This is a genomic window from Pseudomonas sp. RHF3.3-3 (assembly GCF_048069595.1).
Taxonomy (GTDB): domain Bacteria; phylum Pseudomonadota; class Gammaproteobacteria; order Pseudomonadales; family Pseudomonadaceae; genus Aquipseudomonas; species Aquipseudomonas fuscovaginae_B.
In genome coordinates this window covers 6,288,190-6,305,970 of sequence record NZ_CP182250.1, presented here as the reverse complement: position 1 = coordinate 6,305,970, position 17,781 = coordinate 6,288,190, and the positions used below count along the sequence as shown (strand labels likewise).

The 17,781-nt window shown below is 62.9% G+C and carries 13 protein-coding genes; 4 read left to right on the top strand and 9 right to left on the bottom strand.

What is annotated here, in order from left to right; genetic code table 11:
• Position 1: 1 nt before the first annotated feature.
• The 4 genes from truB to ACMGT0_RS27720 all read left to right on the top strand — a co-directional run bounded on the left by truB (position 2) and on the right by ACMGT0_RS27720 (position 4,281).
• A complete protein-coding gene (gene truB / locus ACMGT0_RS27735; RefSeq protein ID WP_054058249.1) occupies positions 2 to 919 on the top strand; it encodes a tRNA pseudouridine(55) synthase TruB in 918 nt (305 codons plus the stop codon).
• Positions 920 to 1,033: 114 nt separating this feature from the next.
• Positions 1,034 to 1,303 carry a 30S ribosomal protein S15 gene (gene rpsO, locus ACMGT0_RS27730; protein ID WP_017904137.1) on the top strand — a complete coding sequence of 90 codons (270 nt, stop codon included), beginning with the start codon at positions 1,034 to 1,036 and terminating at the stop codon, positions 1,301 to 1,303.
• A gap of 225 nt (positions 1,304 to 1,528) precedes the next feature.
• Entirely contained in the window at positions 1,529 to 3,634 is a 2,106-nt protein-coding gene (gene pnp / locus ACMGT0_RS27725; RefSeq protein ID WP_054058248.1) for a polyribonucleotide nucleotidyltransferase, read from the top strand.
• Positions 3,635 to 3,924: 290 nt separating this feature from the next.
• Positions 3,925 to 4,281: a BON domain-containing protein gene (locus tag ACMGT0_RS27720; protein ID WP_054058247.1), complete on the top strand. Its 357-nt coding sequence runs from the start codon at positions 3,925 to 3,927 to the stop codon at positions 4,279 to 4,281.
• A 260-nt stretch (positions 4,282 to 4,541) separates the two neighbouring features.
• Here ACMGT0_RS27720 and ACMGT0_RS27715 read toward each other — a convergent pair whose 3' ends face one another.
• From ACMGT0_RS27715 to ACMGT0_RS27675, 9 genes are all read right to left on the bottom strand, one after another.
• Positions 4,542 to 4,844, bottom strand: a complete 303-nt coding sequence (locus ACMGT0_RS27715; RefSeq protein ID WP_054058269.1) for a DUF2845 domain-containing protein — start codon at positions 4,842 to 4,844, stop codon at positions 4,542 to 4,544.
• 2 nt (positions 4,845 to 4,846) lie between these two features.
• Complete coding sequence (locus ACMGT0_RS27710) at positions 4,847 to 7,771, bottom strand: DUF748 domain-containing protein (protein WP_054058246.1); 2,925 nt, start codon at positions 7,769 to 7,771, stop codon at positions 4,847 to 4,849.
• 109 nt (positions 7,772 to 7,880) lie between these two features.
• The gene (locus ACMGT0_RS27705; RefSeq protein ID WP_054058245.1) at positions 7,881 to 8,897 is read right to left on the bottom strand and encodes a class I SAM-dependent rRNA methyltransferase; all 1,017 of its coding nucleotides are present in this window, start codon (positions 8,895 to 8,897) and stop codon (positions 7,881 to 7,883) included.
• A 110-nt stretch (positions 8,898 to 9,007) separates the two neighbouring features.
• Positions 9,008 to 10,945, bottom strand: a complete 1,938-nt coding sequence (acs, locus tag ACMGT0_RS27700; RefSeq protein ID WP_054058244.1) for an acetate--CoA ligase — start codon at positions 10,943 to 10,945, stop codon at positions 9,008 to 9,010.
• Between the two features lie 193 nt (positions 10,946 to 11,138).
• Positions 11,139 to 12,803, bottom strand: coding sequence for a glucose-6-phosphate isomerase (gene pgi / locus ACMGT0_RS27695; RefSeq protein WP_054058243.1), 1,665 nt, complete (start codon positions 12,801 to 12,803; stop codon positions 11,139 to 11,141).
• A gap of 306 nt (positions 12,804 to 13,109) precedes the next feature.
• Positions 13,110 to 13,970 (bottom strand): pantoate--beta-alanine ligase, encoded by an 861-nt coding sequence (gene panC / locus ACMGT0_RS27690; RefSeq protein ID WP_054058242.1) that lies wholly within the window; start codon positions 13,968 to 13,970, stop codon positions 13,110 to 13,112.
• Complete coding sequence (gene panB, locus ACMGT0_RS27685) at positions 13,967 to 14,767, bottom strand: 3-methyl-2-oxobutanoate hydroxymethyltransferase (RefSeq protein WP_054058241.1); 801 nt, start codon at positions 14,765 to 14,767, stop codon at positions 13,967 to 13,969. Before panB ends, panC begins: the two co-directional genes overlap by 4 nt.
• A 426-nt stretch (positions 14,768 to 15,193) precedes the next feature.
• Positions 15,194 to 15,676: a 2-amino-4-hydroxy-6-hydroxymethyldihydropteridine diphosphokinase gene (gene folK / locus ACMGT0_RS27680; protein ID WP_054062486.1), complete on the bottom strand. Its 483-nt coding sequence runs from the start codon at positions 15,674 to 15,676 to the stop codon at positions 15,194 to 15,196.
• 4 nt (positions 15,677 to 15,680) lie between these two features.
• On the bottom strand, positions 15,681 to 17,069 hold the full coding sequence (locus ACMGT0_RS27675; protein WP_416770605.1) for a polynucleotide adenylyltransferase PcnB: 1,389 nt from the start codon (positions 17,067 to 17,069) through the stop codon (positions 15,681 to 15,683).
• Positions 17,070 to 17,781: the final 712 nt, after the last annotated feature.

Genomic DNA, 17,781 nt, shown 5'->3' with positions numbered 1-17,781 from the left:
GGTGGCCCAGGTCAAACGTATCCGCCGCAACGTCAGCGGTATCATCCTGCTGGACAAGCCGCTGGGGTTCACCTCCAATGCGGCGCTGCAGAAGGTTCGCTGGCTGCTCAACGCCGAGAAGGCCGGCCACACCGGCAGCCTCGATCCGCTGGCGACCGGCGTGCTGCCGCTGTGCTTCGGCGAGGCCACCAAGTTCTCGCAATACCTGCTCGATTCCGACAAGGGTTATGAGACCCTGATGCAACTGGGCAAGACCACCAGCACCGCGGACGCCGAAGGCGAGGTTCTGCAGACCCGCCCGGTGACCGTTGGTCGTGCCGATATCGAAGCGGTCCTGCCGGATTTTCGGGGCGAAATCAGTCAGATACCGCCCATGTACTCGGCGCTCAAGCGTGATGGACAGCCTTTGTACAAGTTGGCTCGTGCAGGGGAAGTAGTGGAGCGCGAACCGCGTTCTGTTACTATTGCGCGCTTGGAATTACTCGCCTGCGAAGGCGATACTGCCCGACTGGCAGTGGAGTGCAGCAAGGGCACCTATATTCGTACCCTGGTGGAGGATATCGGTGAGCGGCTCGGTTGCGGTGCTTATGTCGCCGAACTGCGCCGGACCCAGGCCGGACCGTTCAGCCTGGCCCAGACGGTGACGCTCGAAGAGCTGGAAGCCGTTCATGCCGAAGGTGGCAACGAGGCGGTCGACCGCTTCCTGATGCCCTCGGACAGTGGCCTGCAGGATTGGCCTTTGCTCAAGTTCTCCGAGCACAGTGCGTTCTACTGGCTCAACGGCCAGCCAGTACGTGCCCCGGACGCGCCGAAGTACGGCATGGTTCGGGTACAGGATCATAACGGCCGCTTCATCGGTATCGGTGAAGTGAGCGAAGACGGGCGCATCGCGCCGCGTCGACTGATTCGGTCAGAATGACCGGACGAGGGTGGCTGTCAACAGGCACGGTCACTACTCTTTTATAAATGCGGGGATTTGTCTCCGGCCTGTTGAAACCGTCCCTGGATGGTTTCCTGATAGAAGGATTGCCACATGGCACTCAGCGTTGAAGAAAAAGCTCAAATCGTTGCCGACTACCAGCAAGCCGTTGGTGACACTGGTTCGCCAGAAGTGCAAGTTGCACTGCTGACCGCCAACATCAACAAGCTGCAAGGTCACTTCAAGGCCAACGGCAAGGACCACCACTCCCGTCGTGGTCTGATCCGCATGGTAAACCAGCGTCGCAAGCTGCTGGACTACCTGAAAGGCAAGGACGTGACTCGCTACAGCACCCTGATCGGTCGTCTGGGCCTGCGTCGCTGATCCAGCGATCATGCTAGAGGTTGGTTGTCTGTCCTGTGTCGGTGGGTTTCCCACCGGCATGGGGCAGGCTCCCAGCCTCAAGTTTTATCTGGAGTGCCGGATCATTACGAAAGCTGCCCCGCAGGCGGTTTTCGTAATGATCCAGAACCGGGCCGATGCCCGGTGCTGACCAAGGATTTCGCAAGAAGCCAGTTCCCCCAAGAGCCACAAAGAAGGTAGGACACCGTGAACCCGGTAATCAAAAAATTCCAGTTCGGTCAGTCGACCGTTACCCTCGAGACTGGTCGCATCGCTCGCCAGGCCTCCGGCGCAGTGCTGGTCACCGTTGACGACGACGTCAGCGTGCTGGTGACCGTTGTTGGCGCCAAGCAAGCCGATCCGGGCAAGGGCTTCTTCCCTCTGTCCGTGCACTACCAGGAAAAGACCTACGCTGCCGGCAAGATCCCTGGCGGCTTCTTCAAGCGTGAAGGCCGTCCTTCCGAGAAAGAGACCCTGACCTCGCGCCTGATCGACCGTCCGATCCGCCCGCTGTTCCCTGAAGGTTTCATGAACGAAGTGCAGGTCGTCTGCACCGTCGTCTCCACCAGCAAGAAGACCGATCCGGACATCGCGGCGATGATCGGTACCTCGGCTGCCCTGGCCATCTCCGGTATTCCGTTCGACGGCCCGATCGGCGCCGCTCGCGTGGCTTTCCACGAAAGCACCGGCTACCTGCTGAACCCGACCTACGAACAACTGAAAGCCTCGAGCCTGGACATGGTCGTGGCCGGTACCGCCGAAGCGGTACTGATGGTTGAGTCGGAAGCCAAGGAACTGACCGAAGACCAGATGCTGGGCGCGGTTCTGTTCGCCCACGACGAATTCCAGGCCGTGATCCAGGCCGTCAAGGAGCTGGCTGCCGAAGCCGCCAAGCCGGCCTGGAGCTGGGCTCCGCAAGCCGAAGCCAGCGACCTGCTGGGCGCTATCCGCGCCGAGTTCGGCGAAGCGATCTCCCAGGCCTACACCATCACCGTCAAGGCCGAGCGTTATGCGCGCCTGGACGAGCTGCGCGAGCAGGTCGTGGCCAAGCTGTCGGGCGAGGAAGGCCAGCCTTCGGCCGGTGAAGTCAAGGCCGCTTTCGGCGAGATCGAATACCGCACCGTTCGCGAAAACATCGTCAACGGCAAGCCACGTATCGACGGTCGCGACAACCGCACCGTACGTCCGCTGAACATCGAAGTCGGCGTTCTGTCCAAGACCCACGGTTCGGCCCTGTTCACCCGTGGCGAAACCCAGGCCCTGGTCGTGGCCACGCTGGGTACCGCCCGTGACGCGCAACTGCTGGACACCCTGGAAGGCGAAAAGAAAGACGCCTTCATGCTGCACTACAACTTCCCACCGTTCTCGGTCGGTGAATGTGGTCGCATGGGCGGCGCTGGCCGTCGTGAAATCGGCCACGGCCGTCTGGCCCGTCGTTCGGTACAGGCCATGCTGCCAAGCGACAGCGAATTCCCGTATACCATCCGCGTGGTATCGGAAATCACCGAGTCCAACGGTTCCAGCTCGATGGCTTCGGTCTGCGGTGCTTCCCTGGCCCTGATGGACGCCGGTGTACCGATGAAGGCACCCGTGGCCGGTATCGCCATGGGCCTGGTGAAGGAAGGTGACAAGTTCGCCGTCCTGACCGACATCCTGGGTGACGAAGACCACCTGGGCGACATGGACTTCAAGGTAGCCGGTACCGCCAAGGGCGTCACCGCGCTGCAGATGGACATCAAGATCAAGGGCATCACCGAAGAAATCATGGAAATCGCCCTGGGCCAGGCCCTGGAAGCGCGCCTGAACATCCTCGGCCAGATGAACCAGGTGATCGGCCAGTCCCGTAGCGAACTGTCCGCCAACGCTCCGACCATGATCTCGATGAAGATCGACACCGACAAGATCCGTGACGTGATCGGTAAAGGTGGTGCGACCATCCGTGCGATCTGTGAAGAAACCAAGGCTTCGATCGATATCGAAGACGATGGCTCGATCAAGATCTTCGGTGAAACCAAGGAAGCGGCCGAGGCTGCTCGCCAGCGCGTCCTGAGCATCACCGCGGAAGCCGAGATCGGCAAGATCTACCTGGGCAAGGTAGAGCGTATCGTCGACTTTGGCGCGTTCGTCAACATCCTGCCGGGCAAGGACGGTCTGGTGCACATCTCGATGCTGAGCGACGCTCGCGTGGAGAAGGTCACCGACATCCTGAAGGAAGGCCAGGAAGTTGAAGTGCTGGTACTGGACGTGGACAACCGCGGCCGTATCAAGCTGTCCATCAAGGACGTCGCCGCAGCCAAGGCATCGGGCGTCTGATCGACCCCGCCATCTTGTGCTGAAAAAAGGACCCCTCGGGGTCCTTTTTTCATGGGCGAGGAAAAAGGTGGCCGGGTGACGGGCTGCTGGCAGAAAGAAGCTGCAACTTGCATGCATTCACGCGGGTCGGTCATGCAATCTGCACGATCGATGTTTTAAGCCTTTGTTTTAACTAATTGATTTTAAAGGATTTTATTTTTATTCGCGGTTGGCACAGCGCCTGCAATATCCCTGGTAACCCTGCTGCCAGGACACGGCGCAGATTTTCCAGAAGAACAGGAGTGACTCATATGAAAAAGTTCGCTATCGCTACCGCAGCTGCCACCGCTCTGACTCTGACCCTGGCCAACGCTGCCTTCGCGGCTGAACAGACTCAGGCCTCCAAGCCGATGATGCTCGCCGCCGGTGAAGTCACCAAGGCCAAGGAAGAGACCTCCGACACCTGGATCACCACCAAGGTCAAAGCCGACCTGCTGACCGAAAAAGGTATTCCAGGCAGCGACATCAAGGTTGAAACCGAGAAGGGCGTCGTTTCGCTGTCCTCGGAAACCAAGGTGACCGCCGCCCAGAAGGAAACCGCGGTGCACATCGCCAAGAACATCAAGGGCGTTAAAGGCGTTACCGCTGAAGCCCTGAAAACCGAGTAAGTACCCAGGGTTTCGCCAGAACCGGCAGTAGGGCGAAACGGATGAGTCTGTGGTCCATCCGTTGAGCCTTGAGGTTCATGCGACAGGCAACAGGGACGTAGCCATTACAGGCCCCGGCGTATTGCGTCGGGGCCTGTTCTATCTGGATTTTCAAAAGCTTCGCGGGCAAGCTCCGCAGGCGTCGCACAGCATTGCGGGCATACCCCAAACCTGTAGGAGCGGGGCTCGCCCGCGAATAGGCCCTGAAGCTCAGCCCCGGCTCAAGGGCTGCGGCTGCTGCGGATATCCACCAATTGGCCACCCTCGAAGCGCAACGACTGTTTCATGCCACCACTGGGCGTGTAGATCCATTCCTCGACCTTGACCCCGTCCCGGCGGTTGCCATGGCGTATTTCGATGTAGCCCTTGTCGATCACCGCCACTGGCGTGCCGCACTTGGTGGTGACGTCGTAGGTGCTGTCGCCGTAGCTGATCAGGCCCTTCTCGCAGCGCAGGGTGGTGGCCTGGGCCTGGCCGGCCATCGACAGGATGAGCGCCAGGCTGAAGAGGAGGGGTTTTCCCATGGTCATTCGCTATCCAGGTGCATGGGGGTGACGACGCGCCCATCGCTCTCGGCCTGGCCGATGGCGGCGTCGATGAAGTACACACGATCGTCTGCCAGCTGCCCCTTGTCCACCAGGAAGTCCTTGATGCTGCTGGCACGATCCTGGCCGAGCTTGCGCAACAGCACGGTGTTGCCGCTCCAGTTCTTGAGCACGCCGTCGCGCAGCTTGGCGGTACGCTCGTCGCGGCTCAGTTGCGCCCATTCGGCCGGTGGCTGCTGCTTGATCAGGTTGCGGTAGATGCCCTCCAGCATCGGTGCCTTCTCGTCTTCGGGCACCTGCAGTTGCGCCGCCTGGGCCGGCACCTTGTCACCGCGGCGCTGGAGCATCTTGTAGTAGGTCGCCTGGTATTCGCGCTCCAGGCGCTGTTGGGCGATCAGCATGCCGTCGCTGCTCTGGGCGCTGGTGCCTTCGATTTCCAGGCGCAGGTTGGGGCGTTCTTTCAGAGCCTCGGCCAGTTTGGTCAGCGACGACTCGGCGTCCTTGCTCAGGTCGCTGGAGCCCGGTTCGAACGATACGTTGCTCAGGTCCTGGGCATCGCCACCGGCAATCAGCCCACCGATGAATTTGAAGGGCGCCGTCGCCGCGCGCAGGATCAGGTTGCGCAGGGTCTGCCAGACGATCGGCATCACGCTGAACTGCGGGTTGTTCAAGTCGCCGGAAACCGGCAGCTCGATGGAGATCTTGCCGTCGGTGTCCTTGAGCAGGGCGATGGCCAGCTTGATCGGCAGGTCGACGGCATCCGGGCTGTCGACTTTCTCACCCAATTGCAACTGTTCGACCACCAGCTTGTTCTCGGCCTTGAGCTGACCCTTGGTGATCAGGTAGTGCAGGTCGAGGTTGAGCCGCCCCTTGCGGATGCGATAGCCGGCGAATTTGCCGGAGTAGGGGGTCAGCGTGGTCAGCTCGACACGCTTGAAGCTGGTGGCGATATCCAGGCTGGCCATCGGGTCGAAGGGGTTCAGCGCGCCCTTGATGGTCACCGGTGCGTAACGGTCGACCTTGCCCTTGACGTCGACATCCGCCGGTTTCGCCTGGCGGCTGTCGATGGTGCCGATCTGGCCGTTGAGCTGCTGGATGGCGGTGGCGAAGTTCGGCGTCAGGCTGAAGTCGGCGAAGTTGGCCGAGCCGTCATTGATGGCAATGCCGCCGATATGGATACCCAGCGGCTTGCTGTTCGACGGGGCGGCTTTGCTCGCCGATTTCTTGTCGCCGCCAGCGGGCTGAGGAATCAGCAGGTCATCGACGTTGGTGGTGCGGTCGTCGTTGATCATGAAGCGTGCGTAGGGCTGGTACAGGCTGACCTTGTCGATCGACAGGCTGTCACCGTGCTGGTAGTTCAGGCCATCGACCTGCAGTTTCTGCCATTTGACGAAGTCGCGGCTCTTGAGGGTATCGAGCGTATGCATCTGGTCGACCTGGGCCCGGCCGGTGACGCTGAAGGCCAGCGGTTCGACGCTTTTCAGGTTGACGTCGAGGTCGCTGCCGAGCATCCCGCTGCGCACCTCCAGGCGGATGAACGGCTCGACGTAGGCCTGTGCCACCCGCAGGTCGATGTCTTTGGTGTTGACCTTCAATTTTGCCCTGATGGGGCTCAGGTTGACCTCGCCGCTGGCCAGGACCTTGCCCTGCTTGCCCAGCCCGCTGTCGAGCTTGAGGGTGAAGGGCGACTGGTTGAGGCTGTCGAAGTTCTGCAGGTCCAGGTTCAGCGGGCCGACCTCGAGCGCGACCGGGGTCTTGTTCGCGCGGTCGGCCAGGTGCACGCGGTAGTCGCGCAGTTGCACGTCCTTGAGCAGCACCTGCCAAGGCTTGCTCGGCGCGGCCGGCGCCGGCGGTGGCGCATCGGCGGTGGCCGGCGGCGGTTTCTTCGCCTCGGGCTTGGCCGGCTGGCTGGCGAACAGTTTCTGCCAGTCGAGCTGGCCATCGGCTTCGCGGGCGGCCCAGGTTTCCAGCTTGGTGCTGTGGATCTTGCCCACCACCACCTGCTGCTTGGCCAGGTCGACGCTGGTTTCGCTCACGTCCAGGCGTTCCAGGCGTGCCAGCGGACGGCCGTCGGGGGCCTTGATGGCGAAGGGGGCGACGCTGACCGAGGCGTTGCTCAGCAACATCTCGGTTTCCTTGGCGAGGCTGAGCTTGTAGTCGGTGCTGAGATTCAGCAGGCCATCTTCCAGCACCAGCGGCAGGGCGTCGCGAACATAGGGCCACCAGAGTTTCATCTTGCCATCGGTGACTTTCAGCGAGCCTTCGGAGGTGATCGGCGTCAGGCTGAAGTTGCCTTTCCAGTCGATCCGCCCGCCCTCGGGGCCGGCGGCCACCAGCACCATGTCGGCGCTGTCGTCGGGCAGGGTGCTGAGGTTTTTCAGTTGCAGGTCGAGCTTGTCGTAGACGAACTCGATGGGCTCGCTGGGGCGCAGGTCCTGGAAGTGCAGGTAACCGTCATCCAGGGCGATCTTGTCGATGCGCACCGGGAACGGCTTGGCATTCGGGTCGGCCGGCGTCGGTTCGCTGGCCGGCAACTTGAACAGTTGGGCCAGGTTCAGCGTGCCGTCCTTGTTGAAGGCCACTTCGGTGTGGGGCTTGTCGAGCCGGACCTCCGCCAGGTGCAGGGCGTGGGTCCAGAGGCTGTCGATCTGCAGGTTGACGTACAGGCGCTCGAACGCCACCTGTTCCTTGCCCGGCTCACCGATGTTCAGCCCCCACAGCGTGACTTCCAGGCTGAACGGGTTGAGTTCCAGGCGTTGGAGCTTGGCAGGCACCGTGGCGTAGTTTGCCAGTTGCTGGTTGGCGATGCGCAGCACCACGCCCGGCAGGATGAAAAAGCCCAGCACGGTGTACAGCGCGAGGACGGTCAGCAAGGCGCCCAGGGCGCGTTTCAATCCTTTGGACATGTGATGCGTCGTCTTTCTCAGTCGGAGGTGCCTTGGAGTATGGCACGCGTTTATGGTTGCGAAGCAATCCCCTTTTTTCTTCGCAACCCCCGGTTTTCTGGCGTCATTTCTAGAGCTGCAGGACCAGTGTCTTCAGCGGTGGCTGACCGTCCATGGAAGGAAAGTCCTCGGCGGGCTTGAGCACCTGCCAGTCGCGGACCGGGCGGCCGGCCTTTTGCGCACAGCGCAGCACCTGTTCGCGCCAGTCGTCCAGGCCGACCTTCGCCAGATTGTTGCAGCAGATCAGCACGCCATCGTCGGCGGTGGCCAGCAGTGCGGGCTTGAGCAGGCTCTGGTAGTCGCGCAGCAGATCGACGGTGCCGAAGGCACTCTTGGCCCAGGCGGGTGGGTCGAGCAGCACCAGGTCGTACTGGCGTTGTTCCAGACGCGGATAGCTGGGCAACTTCTGACCCCGGCGCTGGGCAATCGGCAGCCCGGCCAGTTGGCGGATGGCCGGGAAATAGTCGGATTGCACGAACTGCATGGCCGGCAGTTCGGGATTGAGCTGGCCGTTCTCGCGGCCCACCGCCAGGTTGCCCTCGGCGAAATCGAGGTTGCAGATTTCCCGCGCCCCACCGGCCGCCGCACTCAGGCCGACGCCGCAGGTGTAGGCGAACAGGTTGAGCACGCTTTTGCCGCGGCTGTGCCGCTTGACCCAGCCCCGGGCATTGCGCAGGTCGAGGAACAGTAGCGGGTCTTGCCCGGCGTGGCGGCCACGGACCCGGTAGTTGAGGCCCCACTCGTGGCCGACCAGGTCGGCCAGGGCACTGTCCTCGGCGCGGTAGACCGGGTCTTCCCGGTCGATCCGCGAATGGCCACGGGAGCGGTCGTTGTAGACCAGCAGGGTCTCCAGTCCCAGGGCCCGGTTGACGGCCTCGTGCGCGGTCAGCAGCGACTCGCGGTCCAGCGTCTGGTGGAAACTCTGCACCATCAGTTGCGGGCCGTAACGGTCGATGGTCAGGCCGCCGGCGCCTTCCTGGCTGCCATGGAACAGCCGGTAGCAGTCGGTGCCCTGGGCATGCAGTTCGGCCAGCAGGTCCTGGCGTTGGTCGAGGGCGGCGCGCAGCGCCTGGTTCAAGGAAGACATGGAGCGCGCCTTGGGTCGGAATTGGCGGGCGATTCTACCAGCCTTTTGCTGGGCGATCCTTCCCGTCGCCCCCGTCATACGGGGGCTGGGAGTGGTTCTTGTTACGAGGCTCAGCGGTTCAGGCGTTGAGCGGTCAGGTTCTCGACCACACTCGGATCGGCCAGGGTCGAGGTATCGCCCAGGCTGTCCAGTTCGTTGCCGGCGATCTTGCGCAGAATGCGCCGCATGATCTTGCCCGAGCGGGTCTTCGGTAACGCTGGCGCCCACTGGATCAGGTCCGGCTTGGCAAAGCTGCCGATTTCCTGGCTGACATGGGCCAGCAGGGCCTTCTTCAGGGCGTCGTCCGCCTCGACACCCTTCATGGGCGTGACGAAGGCATAGATGCCCTGCCCCTTGAGGTCATGGGGATAACCGACCACGGCGGCCTCGGCGATGCTTTCATGCAGGACCAGGGCGCTCTCCACTTCGGCGGTGCCGATGCGGTGCCCGGAGACGTTGATCACGTCGTCGATCCGCCCGGTGATCCAGTAATGACCGTCCTCGTCGCGGCGCGCGCCGTCGCCGGTGAAGTAGTAGCCGGGGTAGGGCTTGAAGTAGGTGTCGACCATGCGCTGCGGATCGCCGTAGACGCTGCGGATCTGCCCGGGCCAACTGGACTTGATGGCCAGCACGCCGCTGCCGGCACCGCAGATCTCCTGACCCTGTTCATCCAGCAGCACCGGCTGCACGCCGAACATCGGCTGGGTGGCGCAGCCGGGCTTGAGCTGCCGGGAGCCGATCAGCGGGGTGAGCATGATGCCGCCGGTCTCGGTCTGCCACCAGGTATCGACGATGGGGCAGCGTTGCTCGCCCACCACATTGAAGTACCACTCCCAGGCCTCGGGGTTGATCGGTTCGCCGACGCTGCCGAGCAGCCGCAGGCTGGCCCGCGAGGTCCGTTTCAGCGGCTCGGCGCCCTCGCGCATCAGCGCCCGGATGGCGGTCGGGGCGGTATAGAAGATGTTCACCTGGTGCTTGTCGACCACCTGCCAGAAGCGTGAGCTGTCGGGGTAGTTCGGCACGCCTTCGTAGATCAGGCTGGTGGCGCCGTTCGCCAGCGGGCCATAGACGATGTAGCTATGGCCGGTGACCCAGCCGACATCGGCGGTGCACCAGAAAACCTCGCCCTGGCGGTAGTCGAAGACATGCTTGAAAGTCATCGCCGCCTGCAGCAGGTAGCCGCCGGTGGTGTGCAGCACGCCCTTGGGTTTGCCGGTGCTGCCGGAGGTGTAGAGGATGAACAGCGGGTCTTCGGCGTCCATCGGCTCGGGCGGGCAGTCGTCGCTGGCCCCGTGCACGGCCTCGTGGTACCAGAGGTCGCGGCCTTCGAGCCAGGGCACGGGGCTCTGGGTGCGCTGCACCACCAGCACGCTGCCGACTTCGGGACAACTGCGCAACGCCTTGTCGACGTTCTCCTTGAGCGGGATGTACTTGCCGCCGCGCACGCCTTCGTCGGCGGTGATCACGGTCTGGCAGCCGGCATCGAGGATGCGGTCACGCAGGGCGTCGGGCGAGAAGCCGCCGAACACTACCGAATGGATTGCGCCGATCCGCGTGCAGGCGAGCATCGCATAGACCGCCTCGGGAATCATCGGCATGTAGATGCACACCCGATCGCCTTTCTTCACGCCACGCTGTTTCAGCACGTTGGCCAGCCGGCAGACGTGATGATGCAGCTTGCGATAGGTGATCTGTGCCGACTCGGCCGGATTGTCGCCTTCCCAGAGCAGCGCGGTGCTGTCGCCGTGCGCGGCGAGGTGGCGATCGATGCAGTTGTAGCTGACGTTCAGTTGGGCGCCACCGAACCATTGCGCCTGGCCGGTGCGCAGGTCGTATTGGCGGACCGTGTCCCAGGGCCTGGACCAGTCGAGAAAGCGCCTGGCCTGCTCGGCCCAGAAGGTGTCGGGGTGGTCGATGGATTGCCGGTAGAGCCGCTGGTAGTCGTCCTGGCTCAGTTGTGCGGCCTGGCGGGTGGCTTCGGCCTGGGGGTATGTGCTGATATCGAACATGGCGATTCCTTGTTCTTGTCTGCGACAAGCCTAAGGGTGCGCCCAGTTGGCGAAAAAAGACAGGCCCGTGGTGGGCCTGTCTTCTGTAGGGGCCTCTCTCGGCCCCCTTTAGGAGCCGGGCTTGCCCGCGAATGGGCCGGCAAACCCTACCCCAGACCCCGGGACCTTTCCCGCCGGGAGAGAGCGCCCGGAATCAACCGCGATGACGACCGCGGAAGTAGTTGATCAACCCCTGGGTCGAGGCGTCTTCGGCAGCGGACTCTTCGGTGCCGGTCAGGCGGTTGTAGACGCCCTTGCCCAGCTCCTTGCCCAGCTCCACGCCCCACTGGTCGAAGGCGTTGATACCCCAGATCACGCTCTGCACGAAAACCTTGTGCTCGTACATTGCGACCAGGGCGCCCAGGCGGCGCGGGCTGATGCGTTCGACCACCAGGGTGTTGCTCGGACGGTTGCCCGGAATCACCTTGTGCGGCGCCAGTTTCTGCACGTCGGCCTCGCTCAGGCCTTTCTCACGCAGCTCGGCTTCGGCCTCGGCGCGGGTCTTGCCGAGCATCAGCGCCTGGCTCTGCGACAGGCAGTTGGCGTACAGCCACTGGTGGTGGTCGGCGACCGGGTTGAAGCTGACGATCGGCACGATGAAGTCGGCCGGGATCAGTTGGGTGCCCTGGTGCAGCAACTGGTGGTAGGCGTGCTGGCCGTTGCAGCCGACGCCGCCCCAGATCACCGGGCCGGTGTCGGTCGAAACCGGCGTACCGTCCTGGCGTACGCTCTTGCCGTTGGATTCCATGTCCAACTGCTGCAGGTGCTTGGTGATGTTTCGCAGGTAGTGGTCGTACGGCAGGATCGCATGGCTCTGCGCACCCCAGAAGTTGCCGTACCAGACGCCCAGCAGGGCCAGCAGCACCGGCATGTTCTGTTCGAACGGCGCGTTCTGGAAGTGCTGGTCCATGGTGTAGGCACCGGACAGCAGTTCCTTGAAGTTCGACATGCCGATGGCCAGGGCGATCGGCAGACCGATGGCCGACCACAGCGAGTAGCGGCCGCCGACCCAGTCCCACATCGGGAAGATGTTCTCTTCGCGGATACCGAAGGCCACGGCGGCGGCATTGTTGCTCGACACCGCGATGAAGTGCTTGTACAGCTCGGCCTCGGAACCGCCCTGGGCCAGGTACCATGAACGGGCGGCCTGGGCGTTCTTCAGGGTTTCGAGGGTGTTGAAGGATTTCGACGAGACGATGAACAGGGTGGTCTCGGCGCGAATCTTCGCCGACAGTTCGTGGAACTCGCTGCCGTCGATGTTCGCCAGGTAGTGGCAGCGCACGCCCTTGTGGGTGTAGGACAGCAGGGCTTCGGAAACCAGCTCCGGGCCGAGGAACGAGCCACCGATACCGATGTTCACCACGTCGGTGATCGGCTTCTCGCTGTAGCCGCGCCACAGGCCGTCGTGAATGCGCCCGACCAGTTCGGTGATCTGGTTCAGCACCTTGTGCACGTCGGGCATCACGTTGACGCCGTTGACCAGCAGCTTGTCGCCGACCGGCCGGCGCAGGGCGGTGTGCAGTGCCGGGCGGGCCTCGGAGGAGTTGACCGGCTCGCCGGCGAACAGTGCCTTGATCGCGCCTTGCAGGTCGACTTCGTTGGCCAGGCCGACCAGCAGGTTGCGGGTCTCGCTGGTGATCAGGTTCTTGGAGTAGTCGAGAAACAACCCGCAGCTGCTGAGCGTGAATTGGTTGAAGCGCTGCGGATCGGCATTAAAGGCTTCGCGCATGCTGAAGTTGTGCATGTTTTCGCGGTGTTGATTCAGCGCCTGCCAGGCGGGCAGAGCGGTCACGTCGTGAGGAGTGCGGTAGTACGCCATCGCTGCGGATTTCCTTTTACGAGAACTGCCTTTTGGACATGTGGCTTTTTTGGACACCAGAAACGCCGGAACGTCCTGCTTTTATCGGTGGCAGTGTCCGGCAACCTGCGTCGGCACGGTTGGGGAGACGCAGCGCGATTACAGTAAACCTCGCGCTGGCGTCTGTCTTGGCTTTGTCTGACCTTTTCCCGGTACTTTTTCGCACTCCCCGGGTTTTCCGGTGGGTGGGCGAACAGTTCCGAGGTCGTATGGAAGTCCAGGTGCGGCGGCAGTTTGCCCGAAGCCTGGGGCTCGGGCAATCGCTGCTCAGGCCGGGGTGTCGAGGTTCAGGTGCAGGTTGTCGATCAGGCGGGTGGTACCGAGGAACGCCGCAACCAGAATCACCAGGTCGCGATCCTGTGCGGTGGCGGTGCGCAGGTTCAGGGCGTGGCGGATTTCCAGGTAGTCCACCCGAAAACCGGCGGCCTCGATCAGCCGGGTCTGCTCGGCGAGCAGCTTCGGATAATCGCGCTCGCCCTGCTCGATGGCCGTGGCGATCTGGCTCAGGCTGCGATACAGGGCCGGGGCGGTGGCACGCTCCGTTTCACTGAGGAAACCGTTGCGCGAGGACAGCGCCAGGCCATCGGCGGCACGCACCGTCGGCTCGCCGATGATCTGGATCGGCATGTTCAGGTCGTGGACCAGCGCGCGAATCACCGCCAGTTGCTGGAAGTCCTTCTGGCCGAACACGGCCAGATCCGGCTGGACCATGTTGAACAGCTTGCTGACCACGGTCGCCACGCCTTCGAAGTGCCCGGGGCGGCTGGCGCCGCACAGGCCTTGGGACAATTGCGGGACGCTGACCCGGGTCTGGCCGGCCATGCCGTCGGGGTACATCTCTTCCACCGTTGGCGCGAACAGCAGGTGGCAGCCGGCCTCCAGCAGTTTTTCCTGGTCGGCGGCGAGGGTGCGCGGGTACTTGTCGAGGTCTTCGTTGGCGCCGAACTGCAGCGGGTTGACGAAGATGCTCGCCACCACGAAGTCCACCCGTTGTGCGGCCTTGGTCACCAGCGCGGCGTGGCCGGCGTGCAGGTTGCCCATGGTCGGCACGAAGCCGATGCGTTTGCCTTCGCTGCGGGCGCGCGCGACGGCGGCCCGCAGTTCACGGACGGTCTTTACTGTGTTCATGCCGAAAACCCGTGTTCGGTTCCAGGGAAGGTGACTGCCTTGACTTCGCTCACGTAGGCGCCGATGGCGGCCTGGATGCTGGTCTGGCCGGCCATGAAGTTCTTGACGAACTTGGGCACGCGGCCGCTGATGGAAAGGCCGAGCATATCGTGCAGCACCAGCACCTGGCCGTCGGTCGCACTGCCGGCACCGATGCCGATGACCGGTACCTTGACCGCCTGGGTGATTTCCGCGGCGAGGTCGCTCGGTACGCATTCGAGCAGGATCATCGCGGCGCCGGCCTGTTCCAGGGCAATGGCGTCGGCGCGCATCTGTCGCGCCTGGGCTTCGCCGCGGCCCTGGACCTTGTAGCCGCCGAAGATGTTCACCGACTGCGGGGTCAGCCCCATGTGCGCACACACCGGCACTCCGCGCTCGGCCAGCAGGCGAATGGACTCGGCCAGCCAGGCGGCGCCCTCGACCTTGACCATGTTGGCGCCGGCCTGCATCAGTTGGGCACTGTTGTGCAGGGTCTGTTCGACGGTGGCGTAGGCCATGAACGGCAGGTCGGCGACGATGAAGGCGCCCTGGTTGCCGCGCTTGACGCTGGCGGTGTGGTAGGCGACTTCGGCCACCGTCACTGGCAGTGTGCTGTCATGCCCTTGGGAAACCATGCCCAGCGAATCGCCAATCAGCAGCACCTCGACACCGGCTTCACAGCTGGCATGGGCGAAGGTGGCGTCATAGCAGGTCAGCATGGTGATTTTCTCACCTTTCTGCTTGAGGCCTTGCAAGGTGGTCAGGGTAATGTCTGGCATGAAAAAGTCCTCTTCAGGCGCCGTGCAAATTACTGCGAGTAACGCGCGTGATTCGTCATTTATACAGGCGCACGTTCTTCTGTCGTGCTTATAAAGCCTGGATTGCGCCCTTTAACGCCGCAGGGGCGGCAATGGGACGCCTATAGTCGTGAGGAGGACTGGGGAAGTCAATCGTGTGTGTTACCGCGATGTTACGGCACAAGTGTTACCGCTCTGACTGATGCGATTCAGCAGTGTTGCCGAAAAAAAACGCAACCCTGTGTTGATGAAATTCGGGGTGCTGGTTGAAACGCGGCCTGTAGGAGCCGGGCTTGCCCGCGAAGGCCCCTCGCTGGCGCCGCCTATGCCTGGGCAGGCTGCGAACATCTCGGCGGATGGCCGCCCTTGGCGGTTCGCGGGCAAGCCCGGCTACTACAGGGAGGGGGATTACTGGGCCAGGCGCTCCAGGCCGACGAACGGGCATTCGGCGAGCAGGTTCTGCAGGCTGCGGCCATCGGCCAGTTGCAGGTCGGCCGGAGCCAGTTCCGCCAACGGATACAGCACGAACGGGCGCGCCTGCATGTGGTAGTGCGGGACTTTCAGCCGCGGTTCGTCGATCAGGCGGTCACCGAACAGCAGGATGTCCAGGTCCAGCGTGCGCGGGCCCCAGCGCTCGTGGCGCTCGCGCCCCTGGTCGAGTTCGATGCGCTGCAGGGCGTCGAGCAGGTCCAGGGGCGCCAGGCGGCTGTCGAGGGCCGCGACCGCGTTGGTGTAGCGCGGTTGGCCGGGAAGCAGCGAGTCGCTCTGGTAGAACGCGGAAACGCCGGCCAGTTCGCTGTCCGGCAGTTGGGCCAGGGCCTGTACCGCGTTGCGCAATTGCTCCGCCGGGTCCGCCAGGTTGCTGCCCAGGCCGATGTAGATGCGTTCCATCACGTCACTCTTCCGAACCGGCGGTGCGCTTGCGTTTGCCGGCGCTGCTGCGCCGCCGCTTGCGGGGCGCACCGCTGCTCTCTTCCTTGCCGCTGAGGTCGCGGATCATGTCGCGGCGGCCGGCATCGGTGGCGTCCTGATAGTCGGTCCACCAGTCGCCCAGGCCATCGGTCTGCTCGCCGGCGGTTTCGCGCAGGAGCAGGAAGTCGTAGCCGGCGCGGAAGCGCGGGTTGTCCAGCAACTGGTCGGCGCGCTTGCCGCTGCGACGTGGCAGGCGTTCCTGCATGTCCCAGATCTCGCGGATCGGCAGGGTGAACCGCTTGGGGATCGCAATGCGCTGGCACTGTTCGCTGATCAGTTCGTGGGCGGCTTCCTGCATCGCCGGAATCGGCGGCATGCCGCGTGATTGCAGGCGCAGCACCCGCGCCGGCAGGGCCGGCCACAGCAGCGCGGCGAACAGGAACGCCGGGGTCACCGGCTTGTTCTGCTTGATGCGCAGGTCGGTGTTGATCAGCGCCTGGCTGATCAGTGTGTGGGTGTAGGTCGGATTGTTTTCCAGCGCCTCGAAACTGGCCGGGAACAGGGGCTCGAAAAGGTTCAGGTCGACCAGCATCTCGAAGGTGTCGGCGGCATGGCCGGAGAGGAACAGCTTGAGTACCTCCTCGAACAGCCGCGCCGACGGGATCTCGCGCAGCAGCGGCGCCAGGTCGCGGATCGGGGTGACGGTATGGCGTTCGATGCCGAAGTCGAGCTTGGCGGCGAAACGTACGGCCCGCAGCATCCGTACCGGGTCTTCCTGGTAGCGGCGGATCGGGTCGCCGATCAGGCGGATCAGTCGGTTGCGGATATCGTGCACGCCATTGGCGTAGTCGAGGATGCGCTCGCTGACCGGGTCGTAGTACAGGGCATTGATCGTGAAGTCACGGCGCTGGGCGTCGTCTTCGAGGGTGCCGTAGACGTTGTCGCGCAGGATGCGCCCGTTTTCGTTGCGGGAGGACTGGTTGCTGTCTTCCTCGTCTTCATCCTGCGGATGGTTGGCGCGGAAGGTCGCGACCTCGATGATTTCCCGGCCGAAATGAATGTGCACCAGCTTGAACCGGCGTCCGATGATACGGGCGTTGCGGAACTCGGCACGGATCTGTTCCGGCGTGGCGCTGGTGGCGACGTCGAAGTCCTTGGGCGTGATACCCAGCAGCATGTCGCGCACGCATCCGCCGACCAGGTAGGCCTGGTAGCCGGCGTTCTGCAGGCGTTCGACGATATTCACCGCATACCGGCTGAATTGGGCCTTTTGCAGCGAATGCTGGCTGCTGTTGAGCACTTCAGGGGTACTGCGCTTGTGTTGCGTTCGACGCAAGGGAGAACGGAATGACTGGAACAGCTTCTTCAGCATGGGATGCACTGTTTGAAGGAATATTCGGCGAGCACGGATAATGGCCGCATGATGGGCGGGGATTCTAGCATTTAGTCGAGGGATGGTGTAGGACGCTGCGGGACGAGAGCCCAAGGTGGCTTGAGGCCTTGTGGCGCGGGGCTGAAACAGGGGCGGGAAGGATGTTGCGGAAACTACAAGGGGAGCTCGAGGCTCCCCCAGAAGTAGTTGTGTGCTCTTTTTATTATGGTCGCGGGCTTCTTGTTTTTGTGATTGCCCTGTGTCGCAGGTCTTCTTGCCTGTGACATCTCCCAATCGGGAGATAAGAGCAAACGGATTGTTTTGGTCGCTGTGTTGTGGTGATCCGTGGATCCAACCAGTTCAGGCTCTGCGTCAAGTGCAGTTTTTGTTGTTCTCGGCCTGGTCGTGGGGCAAGCCCCAAATACAACGCCTCTCCAAAAGAATCAGTTAGCTGCGCCTCCGCCGTGTTGTTTTTGTTATGCGTGAGTCGATTCGTCTTATTTTTATTGTCTTGTACGTTGCTTGTTATTGTTCTTGTGCCAGATATATAGCAGGTGCCGTGCCAACTTTTGTAAACCCCAGCAAAACCGGGGGTTTCGAGGGTTTTCCAGTTTTTCATGGCCGAAAAAAAGCCGGGCTTTCGTTACCGATAGACCCGGCTTTTGTTACGTGAAAAATCTGAGGTAACAGTTTTTTCACAGAGGAGGGTGTT